The organism is Nitriliruptor alkaliphilus DSM 45188 (assembly GCF_000969705.1).
In the GTDB taxonomy this organism is placed as follows: domain Bacteria; phylum Actinomycetota; class Nitriliruptoria; order Nitriliruptorales; family Nitriliruptoraceae; genus Nitriliruptor; species Nitriliruptor alkaliphilus.
In genome coordinates this window covers 85790-100022 of the sequence record NZ_KQ033901.1, presented here as the reverse complement: position 1 = coordinate 100022, position 14233 = coordinate 85790, and the positions used below count along the sequence as shown (strand labels likewise).

18 protein-coding genes are annotated in these 14233 nt (G+C 70.5%); 10 read left to right on the top strand and 8 right to left on the bottom strand.

Annotated features, from left to right (window positions below; translation table 11 throughout):
• The first annotated feature begins 289 nt into the window (after window positions 1-289).
• The 5 genes from NITAL_RS00450 to NITAL_RS00430 all read left to right on the top strand — a co-directional run bounded on the left by NITAL_RS00450 (window position 290) and on the right by NITAL_RS00430 (window position 6158).
• Entirely contained in the window at window positions 290-817 is a 528-nt protein-coding gene (locus NITAL_RS00450) for a septum formation family protein (RefSeq protein WP_052664147.1), read from the top strand.
• A gap of 164 nt (window positions 818-981) precedes the next feature.
• A complete protein-coding gene (locus tag NITAL_RS00445) occupies window positions 982-2142 on the top strand; it encodes an acyl-CoA dehydrogenase family protein (RefSeq protein ID WP_052664146.1) in 1161 nt (386 codons plus the stop codon).
• 273 nt (window positions 2143-2415) lie between these two features.
• Window positions 2416-3456 carry an IS110 family RNA-guided transposase gene (locus NITAL_RS00440; protein WP_052664145.1) on the top strand — a complete coding sequence of 347 codons (1041 nt, stop codon included), beginning with the start codon at window positions 2416-2418 and terminating at the stop codon, window positions 3454-3456.
• A 616-nt stretch (window positions 3457-4072) separates the two neighbouring features.
• Window positions 4073-5728: a LuxR C-terminal-related transcriptional regulator gene (locus NITAL_RS29110; RefSeq protein ID WP_157041535.1), complete on the top strand. Its 1656-nt coding sequence runs from the start codon at window positions 4073-4075 to the stop codon at window positions 5726-5728.
• A 115-nt stretch (window positions 5729-5843) separates the two neighbouring features.
• Window positions 5844-6158 (top strand): nickel-binding protein, encoded by a 315-nt coding sequence (locus NITAL_RS00430; protein ID WP_052664143.1) that lies wholly within the window; start codon window positions 5844-5846, stop codon window positions 6156-6158.
• An 11-nt stretch (window positions 6159-6169) separates the two neighbouring features.
• Here the strand turns inward: NITAL_RS00430 and NITAL_RS26895 are convergent, their stop codons facing one another.
• Window positions 6170-6967, bottom strand: coding sequence for a tyrosine-type recombinase/integrase (locus NITAL_RS26895; RefSeq protein ID WP_052664142.1), 798 nt, complete (start codon window positions 6965-6967; stop codon window positions 6170-6172).
• A 70-nt stretch (window positions 6968-7037) separates the two neighbouring features.
• Between NITAL_RS26895 and NITAL_RS00420 the strand changes: the two genes are divergently transcribed.
• Genes NITAL_RS00420 through NITAL_RS00410 form a run of 3 tightly spaced genes read left to right on the top strand, consistent with a single transcriptional unit; the run spans window position 7038 to window position 8010 of the window.
• Window positions 7038-7307 (top strand): DUF433 domain-containing protein, encoded by a 270-nt coding sequence (locus tag NITAL_RS00420; protein ID WP_211262119.1) that lies wholly within the window; start codon window positions 7038-7040, stop codon window positions 7305-7307.
• The gene (locus NITAL_RS00415; protein WP_052664141.1) at window positions 7304-7678 is read left to right on the top strand and encodes a DUF5615 family PIN-like protein; all 375 of its coding nucleotides are present in this window, start codon (window positions 7304-7306) and stop codon (window positions 7676-7678) included. The genes NITAL_RS00420 and NITAL_RS00415 overlap by 4 nt, the downstream gene beginning before the upstream one ends.
• A complete protein-coding gene (locus NITAL_RS00410; protein WP_211262118.1) occupies window positions 7675-8010 on the top strand; it encodes a DUF3024 domain-containing protein in 336 nt (111 codons plus the stop codon). Before NITAL_RS00415 ends, NITAL_RS00410 begins: the two co-directional genes overlap by 4 nt.
• Window positions 8011-8054: 44 nt before the next feature.
• Here the strand turns inward: NITAL_RS00410 and NITAL_RS00405 are convergent, their stop codons facing one another.
• The 4 genes from NITAL_RS00405 to NITAL_RS00390 form a co-directional block, all read right to left on the bottom strand.
• Window positions 8055-8705, bottom strand: coding sequence for an endonuclease/exonuclease/phosphatase family protein (locus NITAL_RS00405; protein WP_052664140.1), 651 nt, complete (start codon window positions 8703-8705; stop codon window positions 8055-8057).
• 241 nt (window positions 8706-8946) lie between these two features.
• Window positions 8947-9378, bottom strand: a complete 432-nt coding sequence (locus NITAL_RS00400) for a hemerythrin domain-containing protein (RefSeq protein ID WP_052664139.1) — start codon at window positions 9376-9378, stop codon at window positions 8947-8949.
• Window positions 9375-9695, bottom strand: coding sequence for an SRPBCC family protein (locus NITAL_RS00395; protein ID WP_211262117.1), 321 nt, complete (start codon window positions 9693-9695; stop codon window positions 9375-9377). The genes NITAL_RS00400 and NITAL_RS00395 overlap by 4 nt, the downstream gene beginning before the upstream one ends.
• Window positions 9696-9867: 172 nt before the next feature.
• Window positions 9868-10503 (bottom strand): hypothetical protein, encoded by a 636-nt coding sequence (locus NITAL_RS00390; protein WP_052664137.1) that lies wholly within the window; start codon window positions 10501-10503, stop codon window positions 9868-9870.
• Here NITAL_RS00390 and NITAL_RS00385 point away from each other — a divergent pair.
• Together NITAL_RS00385 and NITAL_RS00380 are read left to right on the top strand one after the other, a co-directional pair.
• Window positions 10502-11023, top strand: a complete 522-nt coding sequence (locus NITAL_RS00385; RefSeq protein WP_083442044.1) for a MarR family winged helix-turn-helix transcriptional regulator — start codon at window positions 10502-10504, stop codon at window positions 11021-11023. The genes NITAL_RS00390 and NITAL_RS00385 overlap by 2 nt on opposite strands.
• A gap of 123 nt (window positions 11024-11146) precedes the next feature.
• A complete protein-coding gene (locus tag NITAL_RS00380; RefSeq protein ID WP_211262115.1) occupies window positions 11147-11902 on the top strand; it encodes a metallophosphoesterase family protein in 756 nt (251 codons plus the stop codon).
• Between the two features lie 33 nt (window positions 11903-11935).
• On the opposite strand, the gene NITAL_RS00375 is transcribed toward NITAL_RS00380, so the two are convergent.
• From NITAL_RS00375 to NITAL_RS00365, 3 genes are all read right to left on the bottom strand, one after another.
• Window positions 11936-12310, bottom strand: coding sequence for an MmcQ/YjbR family DNA-binding protein (locus NITAL_RS00375; protein ID WP_425413686.1), 375 nt, complete (start codon window positions 12308-12310; stop codon window positions 11936-11938).
• 110 nt (window positions 12311-12420) lie between these two features.
• Entirely contained in the window at window positions 12421-13320 is a 900-nt protein-coding gene (locus NITAL_RS00370; RefSeq protein WP_052664133.1) for an agmatinase family protein, read from the bottom strand.
• A gap of 26 nt (window positions 13321-13346) precedes the next feature.
• Complete coding sequence (locus tag NITAL_RS00365; protein ID WP_052664132.1) at window positions 13347-14120, bottom strand: IclR family transcriptional regulator; 774 nt, start codon at window positions 14118-14120, stop codon at window positions 13347-13349.
• Window positions 14121-14233: the final 113 nt, after the last annotated feature.

Here is a 14233-nt window from a genome sequence, read left to right as displayed (position 1 = left end):
GAGGCGCACCGCCGGGGGTCGCCCGGACGCGGCACGCGCGCGGGGAGCGTAGCCGTGAGGCGGCTCCGGTCCCGAACGGCGCGCGACGCTGGTTCACTTCCCCGGCGGGTACCGGGTGCTCGCCGCCGATCGGCGGGATGCGAGGGGACCTGAGGTGTCGCAGCCACCGCCGCCAGAGGTGCGCCCCGAGGGGGGACCCTGGGCCCCACCGTCGCCCGCCCCGCCCCCGCCTGCCCAGGGCTGGGGTGGCCAGCCGCCGAGCTGGGGTGGCCAGCCGCCGAGCTGGCAGGTGCCGCCGCCGCGCAAGCGGTGGGTCCTGCCGGTGGTGCTCGGCAGCGTCGCCCTCGTGCTCGTGCTCGGGGGCCTGGCGGTCGTCGCCATCGTCGCGCTCTTCAGCGGCGGCGACTACGTCCGCACCGTCGGGCCGCAGGGTGACCTGACGGAGGTGACCCTCGCGGTCGGGGACTGCGCCGACGTCGATCCGTTCGAGGTGACGCGGTTGGACGAGGCCACCGTCGTCCCGTGCACGGGCCGGCACCTGCTGGAGGTCGCCGCCCGCGAGCCGCTCGTCGGGCCGACCGGCGTGCTGCAGGCCCGCTCGCCGCTGGACGGCCCCGTCCTCGACGTGTCGGAACGCTTCTGCATCGCCCAGTTCGAGGCCTACGTCGACGTGGCCTACATGGACTCGGATCTCGACGTGCTCACGCTCCTCCCCGACGAGGGGCGGTGGGCCGCCGGTGAGCGCGAGGTGATCTGCCTCGTGGTCCCGTGGTGGGACGACGATCTGTTCGGCCCGGCCCGCGGGAGCCAGCGGTGACACCGCCGCCCGACCCACCGGCCCCACCGGCCGCACCCGGTGACACCACCATCCGACGGACCGGCCCCGCCGGCCGCACCTCCGCCGCCCGTGGCAGCGGCCGCTGAACGACCCGGCGCCGCGCGGCTACGGTCGCGCCGCCTGACCGACCGGGAGCGAGAGACGTGGCCGAACCGACCGAGCGGACCCCCACCGAGGAGCTCGACGCCCTGCGCCGGACCGTGCGCGAGTTCTGCGACCGCGAGCTTCGTCCGCAAGCCCGTGACCGTGACCGTGGCGAGGTCTACCCCGCCGAGCTGGTCCCGCAGCTGGCCGAGCTCGGCATCCTCGGGTCCGGGCTGCCGGAGGACCTCGGCGGGGCGGGGCTGGCCTACGACGGGTACCGCGCGGTCATCGAGGAGGTCGGCGCGGCCGACAGCTCGATCCGGTCGCTGGTGTCGGTCAACGTCGGCCTCGTCGGCAAGTCGATCGTGGCGTGGGGGACCGACGAGCAGAAGCAGCGTTGGGTGCCTGGTCTGTGCCGCGGCGAGCTGGGGGCGTTCGGTCTGACCGAGCCCGCTGCCGGGTCGAACCCGTCACAGATGGTGACGAAGGCGGTGAAGGACGCCGACGGTTGGACCATCGACGGCTCGAAGATCTTCATCACCAACGGTTCCGAGGGCGCGGTCACGATGGTGTTCGCGCGGGCGATCGTCGACGGCGAGGACCGGGGCGTGACGTGCTTCCTCGTGCCGCAGGACAGCGACGGGTACAACGGCACGAAGATCCACGGGAAGCTGGGCCTGCGCGCGGGGGACACGGCCGAGATCGCCTTCGAGCGGGTGCGCGTCGGTGACGACGCGATCCTCGGTGAGGTCGGCGGCGGGATGAAGGTCGCGCTGTCGGCGCTGGACAACGGCCGCTTCTCGCTGGCCTCCGGCGCCGTCGGCCTCGCGCGTGAGGCACTCGAGGTGTCGCTGCGCTACGCCGGCGAGCGTGAGCAGTGGGGAAGCGCGATCGCCGGCAAGCAGCTGGTCCAGGAGATGCTGGCCGCCATGCACGTCGACATCCAGGCGGCGACCGGCCTGCTGGACCAGGCCGAGGCCAAGCTGCTGGCGGGTCAGCGGGCGACGCTCGAGATCTCGACCGCGAAGCTGTTCGCGACCGAGGCGTCGGTGCGGTGCGCCGACCGGGCCGTCCAGGTCCACGGTGGGTACGGCTACATCGACGAGTACCCCGTCCAGCGGCTCCTCCGCGATGCCCGCGTCACCACCCTCTACGAGGGCACTACCCAGGTGCAGCACCTGATCATCGGCCGCATCCTCACCGGCGTCAGCGCCTTCTGACGAGGCTTCGTCCCTGGCGTCCGTCTGGTTGGTGCTGTCGACCGCGCGGCAGTCCCCTGATGGAGACTCGGTGGTGGGCGACGAGACGGATGGCCTTCCGTAGCGTCGATGGCCTCGGCGGGAACGCTCTGTAATCCCCTGTCGCCTCCGGCTGACTTGGTAACGAGGTGCGCCCGCCGAGGCCGCCGCCACGTGACTCGACAGAGGGATGTCTGAACTCGCATCAGGACTGTCCGTAGCGGCTCCTGCACGTTCACCAACGAGGAGACCAGCATGGACGTCATCATCGGGATCGATCCCCACAAGAGCTCGCACACCGCCGTCGCGCTCGACGCGGCCGGAGAGGTCCTAGCGGAGCTACGCGTCACGGCCGGCAAGCACCAGATCCATCAGCTGCAAACCTTCGCCGCGGCGTGGCCGGACCGTCGGTGGGCGGTCGAGGGCGCCAACGGACTCGGACGGCTGCTGGCCCAACAGCTGATCGCCGCTGGTGAGCCGGTCACCGACGTGCCCGCCACCCTCTCGGCTCGGGTGCGTCTGCTCTCGGGCGGGTCGGCCCGCAAGTCCGACAGCCACGATGCCCGCTCGACCGCGATCGCTGCCCTGCACGGACGCCAGCTGCGCCAGGTCGGGCCCGAGGACGTCACGGTGGTGCTGCGGATGCTCTCCGATCGGCGCGATCAGCTGTCGGCGTCCCGTAACCGGATCGTGTGCCGGTTGCACAACCATCTGCGGCATCTGCGTCCAGGCGGCGCTCCGCTACATCTCACAGCCGAGAGGGCCAGCCGACTGCTACAGGGCATCCGCCCTGAAGGCGTCGTCGCGGTACAGCGCAAGCAGCTCGCGAGGGAGCTCGTTGCCGACCTGCGCAAGATCGACCGGCAGCTGGTCGACATCGACGGTCGCATCGTCGAAGCCGTCACGGCCTCCAAGACCACCCTGACCGACATCGTAGGCATCGGACCGATCCTCGCGGCCACGATCATCGGCCATGCCGGCGACATCGACCGGTTCCCCAGCCGGGCCCACTTCGCGAGCTACGCCGGCACCGCACCGATCGAAGCCTCGTCCGGAGACGTCTCGCGTCACCGGCTCTCACGACGAGGCAACCGGCGGCTCAACGCCGCCATCCACATGGTCGTTCTCAGCCAGCTCTCGCACACCAGCCCCGGCCGTGCCTACGTCGACCGGCGTCTCGCGGAAGGCAAGTCCCGCCGCGAAGCGATGCGCGCCCTCAAGCGGCAGCTGTGCAACGTGATCTACCGGCAGCTACTCGCCGACTCCGCGACGACCGAAGAGATCGCCGCGGCATGAGCGGACCCGGGGGACACGGCAGCCTCGAGGGCTGACGTTCAGTCACACCCGGATCCACCAACAACCCTACAGAGGGTCCGGCCACCTGTCGCCGGACCACCTCGCCCTGCCCTCGCCCGACCCACCGACCTCGCCCCTTGACACACAGAGGGTTCGCTACGGGCGGGTCCCGCGCTTCAGCGGAAGCGTCGAACCGCCCATAACGCGGCGTGGACGCGCCGGTAGCCGTAGGTGCGTCGCGAGTCGGCATGCACTCGTCGATCAGCTTGCCGAGCGCCTCGTGACGAAGCTGGCGCTGCGAGGGTGGTCGGGTCCGCCAGGCGTCGTAGCCCGACGCGGACACGCCGAGCACACGGCACATGGTGCGGATGTCGCGGTGATGGCGCCGGCTGCCAGGTAGCTCCAACAGGCGAAGTTCCTCGCCCCGCACCTGCGAGAGGCCTCCGTGCCCGGGTGGCCCCACGTCGTGGAACGATGGACGGCTCCTGGATGCAGCGCTGCGGCGCTTCGGGGTCACCGAGCGACCGTGCAGGTCGTGCGGTCTAGGCTTCCTGCCGACGATCTGCATGGTCGACGTCGTGAGACGGGCCCGAGGGTTGAGGGCGGGTGGGGAGTTGTGGCCGCTTCGATGGAGTTGCTCGCGGAGGGACGTGCGGCGGTCGGGGAGCGTGACTGGCAGCGGGCACTGGCCGCGTTCGGACGCGTCGATGAAGCCGGTGGCCTCGGCGCTGACGACCTGTTCTCGGCGGCCGATTGCGCCTGGTGGTTGGGCAGGATCGAGGAGTCCCTCGCCGCTTACGAGCGGACCTACCGCGCTTATCTCGAGGATGGGGAGCCAGCGAAGGCCGCGCTAGCGGCTCTGATGCTCGGCGCGCACGCGTCCGAGCGGGGCGATGGGGTGATCGGTGCGGCGTGGATGAACCGTGCGCGGCGCCTGCTGGAAGGGGTCCCCGAGTCCGCGGAGCACGGGTACCCCCTGTATTTCGAGGTGTTCGGTGCGATGGGGAGGGGTGAGCTCGATCTGGCGTTGTCGCTCGCCTCGCGGATGCAGCAGCTCGGTCGGCGCTTCAGCGACCGCAACCTCGTCGCCCTCGGGGTGCTCGCCGAGGGTCGTGGTTTGGTCAAGAAGGGGGAAGCGGGACGTGGCATGGCGTTGCTCGACGATGCGATGCTGGCCGCGGTCGCCGATGAGCTGCACCCGGTGTGGACGGGCGGGATCTATTGCCACCTGATGGACGTCTGCCACGAGCTGGTCGATCTCCAGCGGGCGGGCGAGTGGACCCGGGCGACCGAGGCGTGGTGTGACCGCGTCACCGAGGCGGTCCTGTACCGGGGCATCTGTCGCGTCCATCGTGCCCAGGTCTACCAGCGGCGAGGCGAGTGGCTCGAGGCGGAGGCACAAGCGATCCGTGCCAGCACCGAGCTCGAGGGGGTCCACGTCGGCACCGTCGCGGAGGCGCACTACGAGCTCGGCGAACTCCACCGGCTGCGTGGGGAGCCCACCGACGCCGAGACGCGGTACCGCCGTGCCCACGAGCTCGGACGAGACCCCCAACCCGGAGCGGCCCTGCTCCACCTCGAGGCCGGGCAGGCCGAGGTGGCGGTGACCTCGCTGCGCACGGCACTCGCCGATCGCGAAGGCGATCCGCTGGGCCGGGTGCGCCTGCTGTCGGCCCTCGTCGACGCTGCGGTGCACGCGGGCGACCTGAGAACCGCACGGGAAGCCAGCGACGAGCTCCAGGCGACCGCTGAGGTCTACGGCACGGTGGGGCTCACGGCGCTGGCGCAACAGGCCCAAGGGGCCGTCCTCCTGGCCGAGGGACGCCCCGCGGAGGCTCGGGAGGCGCTCCGTCTCGCCGGCGACGCCTGGCACCAGGCGTCCGCCCCCTACGACGCCGCCCGGACGCGGCTGCTGCTGGTCCGCACGCTCCGCGCTCTGGGGGACGAGGGCGCGGCAGCGCTGGAGCTCGAGACGGCACAGGAGACCTTCGAGCGGCTGGGCGCGATCCCCGACGCTCGGCGCGCGGCAGCCCTGCGCACTGACGCCTCCCCGCCGGATGGGCTCAGCCCGCGGGAGCTGGAGGTCCTCCGCCTGGTCGCGACCGGCAGGACCAACCGTGAGGTCGCCGAGCTGCTGTTCATCAGCGACAAGACGGTGGCTCGCCACCTGGCCAACATCTACCGCAAGCTAGAGCTGTCCACACGATCGGCAGCGACGGCGTACGCCTTCGAACGAGGCATCGTCGGACCACCGACCACCTCCACTACATAGAACGGTGCAGGGTCGTGGCCCGGGATTGCATCGTCTGGCGGAAGTCGGCGGGCCTCCCGCTTCGTAGGTTCGAACCGCTCAGCGACCGCTGGGACGACACGAAGAGGAGCCGACCGTGACGACCCGACCCTTCCGCCTGTACGCGATCTCCCGCCGCCGTGGCTGGACCCCCGAGGAGCTCGAAGCCGCCGACGCCCGCTCGAACGCCGAAGCCGCACGCCGTCCCGAGCAGCTCCGCAAGATCCGCAGCTACCTGCTCGCCGAGCCGGACGGGAGCCTCGGAAGCATCTGCCTCTACGAAGCCGTCGGACCCGAGGTCCTCGAAGAGCACGCCCGGGCTGCCGAGCTCCCCTGCGACGACATCGTCGAGGTCACCGCGATCGACGTACACCGGCCGGATCCCGACCTAACCGCAGTACCGGCCGGCTAAGGCCCACGACGTCAGCTCCCTAGCCGACGGGGCAGCCGGCGTCGAGGGCGGCGGTGATCGCGGCGTGCCGAAGGGAGTGGGGTGAGATGTGCTTGTCGATCCCGGCGCGTCTCGCCAGCCGGCGCACGATCCGTCCCGCGGCGTGCCGATCGAGACGGCTGCCATCGGGCTCGGGCGAGCAGCGGCCCGTTGGTGCGCTCACCAACCGCAGCGTCGACCGCTCGAGCTGTGCGTGGTGCCAGCGGGATCAGCGCGGGCTGGTTGCCCTTGCCCACGACGCGGACCACGCGGTGTCCGTTGGCGAGCGCCAGGTCGCAGACGTCGGCGCCGCACGCCTCGGACACGCGCAGGGCGTTGAGTGCGAGTAGGCAGGCCAGGGCGTGGTCGTTGCCACCGGACAGGCCAGCCTGGACGAGGAACGCGCCGAGCTCGGTCCGGTCGAGGCCGAGCCGGGTCGACTCCTGTGAGACCTTCGGCCGGCGCACGTGGACGGCCGGGGAGTGTTCGAGGAGCTGTTCCTCGACGCAGTAGCGGTAGAACCCGGTGAGAACGACCAGCTTGAGGGCGACCGTGGCCGCAGCGAGACCTCGCGCCTCGAGGTCGCGTGCGTACAGCTCAACATGTGGGCGGCGGACGCCGGCCAGCGGCTCGAGCTGGTGCTGGGTGCACCAGTCGAACCACAGGCGCAGCTGGGTGGTGTACGCCTGCCGGGTTCCTGGTGATGAGTAGCTGGCCACGAACGCGACCGCGGCCCAGCTGGCCAGGTCCTGTTCACCGGAGACGGGCAGGGTCAGAGTGGATGTGGGCATGGGAGAACCTCCTGTCCGGCACGAGGCGTGCCGGCACCCTGAGCTTCTTCCCTCTCTCTCCACAGCCGCCATGGTCGCCGCCATCTTCGAGGCCTACACTGCCCGCATGACGGATCAGCAGACAGGCCTCATCGTGACTGACCCCGACGTGGTCGGTGGTCAAGCCCGTGTTCGAGGCACCCGAATCCCGGTCAGCGTCATCCTCGACTGCTTGGCAGCAGGCCTGAGCGAAGCTGAGATCCTGGGGCAGTATCCGACCTTGACGGCCGAGGGCGTCCGCGCCGCTGCGGCCTACGGCGCCGCGCTCGCTCGTGAAGAGATCCACCCACTGCCCGCGTGAGACTCAAGCTCGACGAGAACCTGCCGCACGATCTGGCCACGGCGCTACGTCGCGACGGTCATGACGTGCACACGGTCGTCGAGGAGCACCTCGCCGGCGAGAGTGACCCGGTGATCGTGGCGGCGGCCACGGATGAGGGCAGGATCCTGCTCACCCTCGACCGCGGGATCGGTGACCTGCGGCGCTATCCACCGGGCAGCCATGCCGGGATCGTGGTCCTTCGTGCCGCTGCACAGGACCCGCACAGCATCCTGTCTCTCATCCAACGACTGATGAGAACTCACCCGCTCGACGAACTCCGCAGCTGCGTGGTCGTTGTCGAGCCACGCAAGGTCAGGATCCGGCGACCCGACCCGGACGACCCCTCGTGATCCCAGAGGATGCGCTCGGTCAGATCCGGCGGTGGGCCGACGGCCGAGTTCCGGAACACGCCCGAGACCAGATTCGTCTCGAGGTGGACATCACCGAGCGCACCGTCACCATCCTCGAATGCCGCCCGCCGTGGCGGCCCGAGTACGGCCCGGACTGGACCCGGTTCCCGATCGCACGGCTGCGCTATACGAGGTCCCGCAACCGATGGTCGCTGTACTGGCGAGACCGGAACCTCAAGTTCCACGAGTACGACCTTGCCGATCCCACCCCCGACATCCAGGACCTCCTCGACGAGATCGACCGCGACCCCACCAGCATCTTCTGGGGCTAGAACCGTTTCGAGCGGCCCCACCAACCTTCAAGCACCGCTCGAAGTCACTGTTGTGCCGCGTCGACTTCGACGATGTACAGATCGTGATCTGACAAGCGGATGCTGCCGTCTGCTGCTTCTACGTGCTCGGTCCTCTGCACCTGCCAGTCCGCAGGGACCGCGATGTGATCGATGCTGAACACGCCCTCGATCTGATGAGGAAGTTCGGCGCTGGGCACCTGCAGGCCGAGCTCGTCGACGAACCCGATGATCGACTCACGGCCCTCGCGGCTACCGAGCACTCGACCATGCAGCGAGTGATTCCAATCACCGCCCCAGATGAGATCGCCGTCGGGACGGTGGGCCAGCAGGCTCGCCACTGCGGATCGGACCCGGTCGTTGTGGCTCTCCCCGTACCACGGCGCAGGTCCGCACGAGGGCCAAGGCAGGATGGAACTCCAGACAGTCACCTCCCCGATCCGCGCAGCGGCGGTCGCCGGGTCGGGTTCCTCTGTAGCGATCAGATCTCGAGCGAACACGCCAGCCCAACGTTGCTCCCTGACCATGCGCCCCATCGTGACCTGACCGCGGAAGCCCGGCAGCCTCGCCCGATCGGGGATCTCTGTGAGGAGCCAGACGTCACACGCCTGCTCAATCACCAACTCCTTATGCCGCGGGTCCCAGCGCGCATCGACGTTCCACGTCCCGATACGCATGCTCCGAACTCCTCAACCCGGACGCAGGCTAGTAAGACCTCGGGTAGGTCGTGAGTGCCGGTTGTTGGATGCCGGTGGGGCCGGTTCGTAGGTTGGCTTCCGGTCGTGGGCCTGGTGGGACGGTTGTCGCTTGAGGGGCCTTCGGGTCGCCTCGTCGCATAGATCGCGTCGTCAGGTCCGCGGCCGGGATCGACCCGGTTGAGACGAGTGCGGACGTCTCAGGCGTGCCGCGGTTTCGCCACTAGCGTGGTGTTGGTCTCCTCGAACGGGTCCCGGCCGAGCAGCTGGCAGACCCCGGTGTCCACGACTCGACATGCAGACAGCTGATCGAGGAGGACGTCGCCGGCGTCGGATCCGAGCGCCAGGCCTGCGTCGCCGCGCGTACCTCGGCGACCGAGGCGTCGATCTGCTGGTGCTGCTCCTCCATCCGCTCGACCAGCGGTGCATCGAGCTCCGTCCGATCGAGCAGCTTGGGCCAGATCAGGTCGTCCTCGGTGGTGTGGTGCATGTGCAGCCCGTCGAGCAGGAAGACGAGGTGGTCGGCGACGGCTCCGACCCGGGCCGTGTCGGCTGCGGGCACCTCCTGCATCAGCGTCCGAACCTCGGCGAACTGACGCCGGAAGATCCGGTGGATGATCGGCATCTCGCGGGCAGCCGCTCCTTCGGTGCTCACGCGTCACGTCTCCCTCGCTCCAGAGCCTCTCGTAGATGGGTCATGTTGGCCTTCTCCTGACGCCGCGCCATCACCAGGAAGGCCGGGAACAGCAGTCGGAACCACCCGTGCGGACGCGCATCGAACCGAACACTGAGCCGCGACCCACCTTCGGCTGGCTCCACTGTGCCGGTGAAGGTGACGGCGATCGGCCCGCCGTTGTCGTGGACCCAGCGACGCGGGCGCTCGAACTCGAGGCATGTGACCTCGATCGCCGATGGCGCCCCCTTCCAGCGGGCCAGGAACCTCGTGCCAACACCTATCGGGCCGTCGGTCACCTTCTCCATCGCTATCGCGCGCTGGGGTTCCACTCGAGTTCGTTACGGAGGTCGACGCAGTAGTCGAACAGCTCCTCCGGCGTGCAGGCGACCATGGTCTGGTTCTCGATGACAGCCATGTGGCGCTCCGTTCTCGTGGCCCTCGCCCGGCTTGTGGTCGTGGACCCACTCATCAGTTGGCAGCCTTCCAGAGCGCATGGCCGAGGACTGCGAAGAGCAACATCCAGACCGTGATCGCGAGCCGCGCGAGAACGAACGGTCCCATCAGTGCAGGCATCATCGGCACGAACACGAAGATGCCGGTGACCAGCACCACCAGCCCGCGCCAACCGCGCCAGCGTCCCTGACGGCGCACGGCGATTCCGGCCAGGATCAGGCCCACACCGACCGCGAGGGTGGAGACCCCGTACAGCGCGTCGAGGAGGCCGGTGCCGTCGCCGGGGTAGGTCGAGTCGCGCGCTGTGATGGCGATCAGTTCGGTGACCGCGAGCAGGGCCATGCCCAAGGCGGCGAGACCGGTGCCCCAGCGGGCGCTCCGGCCCGGCGCCATGATCTCGGCACGTGCGAGTGCCACGATGCCGGCCAGCAGCCCGAGGTGCTGGACGAAGAACCAGATCTGAACGACCGAGAAGCCGCCCGCCGTGAGGGGATAGCTGTACATGTCCTCGGACACCTGGCCCGGGTAGACAGCCAGGAAGATGCCGCTGACGGCTCCGAGCACGCCGGCCACCGCACAGACCAGACCGGCGCGGCCCACCCAGGCCGGCACGGCGGTGCCCGGCGATGTGTCCGTTCCCGCCGTGGCCATGGTCCTCGGTCCTCTCCCGGAGAAGCGACGCGCCAGCGCGGTCCCCAGCAGATGTACAGGTAACCTTAATATCCTCGGGAAGCCGAACGTTGTCAAGGAGAGGCGGCTGAACACCATCGCGATGCTGGGCCAGGCCTACAGCCTGCTCGGCTTCCAGATCGTCGAGGGGGTGGTCGGAGCGGGCTATCCGCAGAAGCCCAAGCACTCCGCCGTCTTCGCCCAGATCTCTGCCGACGGTTCGCGACTCACCGAACTCGCCCGGAAGGCCAACATGACCCCTCAGGCCATGGGCGAACTCGTCGACGAGCTCGTGGAGATGGGATACGTCGTCCGTCGTCCCGACCCCGACGACGGACGGGCGAAGCTCATCGTGCTGACCGAGCGGGGCCAGGACGCGGTGGCGGCTGGACGTCAGACGATCGAGGGCATCGAGACGCAGGTGACCGAGATCCTGGGCGAGCGCGGGCACCGGGAACTCCGACGGCTGCTGTCGAAGCTGCTCGACGGTACAGACACCTGAAGCGCGTCGGCCTCCAACGACATCCGGGTCCCGCCGCTCCCGCCGGCGCCCGGTCTCCCTGCGCCCCTTCTGCCTGGTTGCCGGACCCGGACCACCTAGAGCCGGTGTACGGTCGCGATCGACGTGGGAGCGGTGCAGGCGGTGCGTGTCGCGGTGATCTCGGATGTCCACGGGAACCTGCCCGCGCTGCGTGCCGTGCTCGACGAGATCGCGACCCTGCCGGACGTCGACCTGATCGTGTGCTGTGGTGACACTGCGTCGGGGCCGCTGCCGGGCGCCACGGTCGACCTCGTCTCCTCGGTCGAGCGCCTGGTGTCCGTCCGGGGCAACGCCGACCGAGCCGCGGTCGCGTCGTTCGATGGCGACGCCGATGCCGACATCCACGAGGACGACCTGTGGACGGGTCGACAGCTCACCCGTCCCCAGCGGGACTGGCTCGCGGCACTGCCGGAGACGGTCACGGTCGACGTCGACGGCCTCGGTGCGGTGCTGTTCTGCCACGGGACCCCGCGTCGCGACGATGAGATCGTGCTCGAGGGGACACCTGAGACCGAGGTTGCAGCGATGGTCGACGGCATCGACGAGTCGGTGGTCGTCTGCGGCAACACCCACATGCAGTTCGACCGGACCGTTGGCGGGAAGCGGCTGGTCAACGCCGGCAGCGTCGGCTGGGCGTACGGCGAACCGGGCGCCCACTGGGTGCTGCTCGGGCCCGATGTCGAGATGAGACGCACCCTCTACGACCGCGAGGCGGCCGCCGAAGAGCTCCGCAGGGCCAGCAGTTGGCCGCGCCTCGAGCTGTTCGTCGAACGCATCCTCATGGGCCCGATCTCCGCCGCTGACGCCACGGCTGCGTTCGAAGCTGCTGCCCAGCGGTAGGCGGCGAAGCGAGGTGCCGACTGCGCACGCGGGCTACCGGTCGAGCGCGGCCACGAGCCGTGCGGGAGCGGTGAGCCGGAACGAGTCCTCGAGCAGCTCGGCCACCTCCCCGAGGTCGGTCCGCTCGTCGAGGTCCAGTCCGAGCCACCCGGATGGGCCGAGGTAGGCGGGCACCCAGAAGCGCGGGTCGGCCTCCAGGGCGGGACGCTCGTCCGGACCTGGCAGGAACACGATCGCCTGCTCGTGCTGGACCCACACGCCGTCGTTCCGGATCGCCCCGCCGTAGTAGGCGAACACCTTCTTGGTGAAGAAGGCCGGTCGCCCGTGCGACACCTTCTCGTCCGCGCCCGGCAGCGCCAGGGCCATGGCTCGAACGCGCGCCAACAACGGATCGTCGGGGTCGAACATCCGTGGATGCGCCACTGCTCGCTCCCTCGCCGCGTCTGCTGTGCCGGTCCTCGCACGGGTGGTGGGTAGCGAAGCAGATGTCGCTGGCGATCACCCTGCAACACGGTGGGTCAGCGGCGTGTGGCAACGCCGGTGGCGACGGCGAGGAACACCGCGGCGAGGTTCATCACCGTCAGTTCGGCGACGTCCGCCGCAGCGTCCACCTCGACGAGGTCCAGCGAACGGACCGCGGGGTGGGCGCCGCACCGGTGGGCCGCCGCCGTCAGCTGGCGTGGGGTCAGACCGCCGGGCCTGGCCCCCGGGCAGCCGGGCACGAACGAGCGGTCGAGCACGTCGATGTCGAGGTCGACGTGCACCGCGTCGGTTCGGGCGGCGAGGTCGTCGAGCGCCTCGTCGACCACGACCTCGATGCCGCGGCGTTCCACCTCGGCGACGGTGACGACCCGGATCCCCTGTTCGTCGCAGTAACGACGGTACCCGGCACCGTTGGCGTGCCCGTGGATCCCGATCTGCACGACCTGGTCACCGGGCAACCCGTGGTCGAGCAGCCACCGGATGGGGGCGCCGTTGGAGGGCACCTCGTCGTAGGCGCGGACGTCGTGGTGGGCGTCGAACGTGAGCACGCCGAAGCGCTCGATCGGTGCCGCCGGGTGCGCCGCGACGATCGGGGCGGTCACCACGTTGTCGCCGCCGAGGAAGACGTGCACCGGGTCCGTCGCCAGCCCCGCGACGGCCGCATCGATGGCGGTCAGGGCCTCGGCCGTCGGCAGCCGAGCGAGGTCGAGGTCACCGAGGTCGCGGACCGGCAGCTCCTCGAGGTCGATGCCCCGCTCGCCGTCGAACGTGGAGAACCTCGCCAGCACGCCGCGCACCGCGGCGGGCGTGCGCCACGCCTCGCTCGGGCTGATCGACGCCGACGACGTCGGCAGCCCCAGCACCTCGAGCGCCGGGTCGGCGTCGTGCCGCGCCAGCCACGTGGCGGCGCGGGTCCAGTCAGGGTCGGTCGTCATGGCGCCGACCCTACGCGGGCGCCGCATCAGGTGGTGGGACCGCCGAGGCGGCCGGTCAGCCGGTCAGCGGTGGCCACCACGTCCTCGGCGAGGTGGGTCGCGTCGCCCGGGCGGGCGTCGCTCGCCCGGTGGCTGGCGCCGATGCTGGCCACGGCGCGACCGGTGTGGTCGCGGGCGACGGCGGCGACCGACCAGACGCCCGCGGTCACCTCGCCGTCCTCGTGCGACCACCCGCGGGCGGCTTCCTCGTCGAGGACCCGTCGGAGCGCCGCACGTGTCCGTGGGCCGCGGCCGGTGCGGTCGCCGAAGGCCGCCGCGTCGGGGTACAGCGCGGTGACCTGCGCTCGCGATGCCGCGGCGAGCAGCGACCGGCCCGACGCGGTCAGGTGGGCCGGCAGGCGCACGCCGACCTCGGTGACGAGGGCCGCCCCACGTGCCGGCTGCTCCTTGAGCAGGTAGAGCGTGTCGCGGCCGTCGAGCACGCCGAGGTGCGTCGTGGCGCCCGTCGTGGTGGCGAGGTCACGCAGGAGGTGGCCGGCGAGGCGCGACAGGCCGTCGTGGCGCAGGTAGGCGCTGCCGATCTCGAACGCGCCGACGCCGAGACCCCACCGTCGCTCCTCGGGGAGGTGGACGACCAGCCCCTCACGTTCGAGGACGGCGAGCAGGTGGTAGACGGTCGACCTCGGCAGGTCGAGGGCCCGCGCAACGGTCGTCGCCGTCACCGGACGGGGTGACCGGGCGAGCTCCCGCAGCAGCGCGACGGTGCGCGTCGCCGCCGGGATCCGACTGCTGTCACCCACTGGCGTCTCCTCCGTCGCCCTGCTCCGGCGGGCACGACCTGGACTGCCCACGCAGGTGTGTCTTGGATACCAGACAGTTCGCCCCATCGGGTGGTGGCCGGCGCCCCGCGCGC

Bases quoted from the DNA above. Each gene is read 5' to 3' on its own strand.
- NITAL_RS00440 (WP_052664145.1), top strand. From the start codon at position 2,416: ATGGACGTCATCATCGGGATCGATCCCCACAAGAGCTCGCACACCGCC.
- NITAL_RS26895 (WP_052664142.1), bottom strand. From the start codon at position 6,967: ATGCCCACATCCACTCTGACCCTGCCCGTCTCCGGTGAACAGGACCTG.
- NITAL_RS00420 (WP_211262119.1), top strand. From the start codon at position 7,038: ATGGTCGCCGCCATCTTCGAGGCCTACACTGCCCGCATGACGGATCAG.
- NITAL_RS00405 (WP_052664140.1), bottom strand. From the start codon at position 8,705: ATGCGTATCGGGACGTGGAACGTCGATGCGCGCTGGGACCCGCGGCAT.
- NITAL_RS00385 (WP_083442044.1), top strand. From the start codon at position 10,502: ATGGTCCTCGGTCCTCTCCCGGAGAAGCGACGCGCCAGCGCGGTCCCC.
- NITAL_RS00390 (WP_052664137.1), bottom strand. From the start codon at position 10,503: ATGGCCACGGCGGGAACGGACACATCGCCGGGCACCGCCGTGCCGGCC.
- NITAL_RS00375 (WP_425413686.1), bottom strand. From the start codon at position 12,310: ATGTTCGACCCCGACGATCCGTTGTTGGCGCGCGTTCGAGCCATGGCC.
- NITAL_RS00370 (WP_052664133.1), bottom strand. From the start codon at position 13,320: ATGACGACCGACCCTGACTGGACCCGCGCCGCCACGTGGCTGGCGCGG.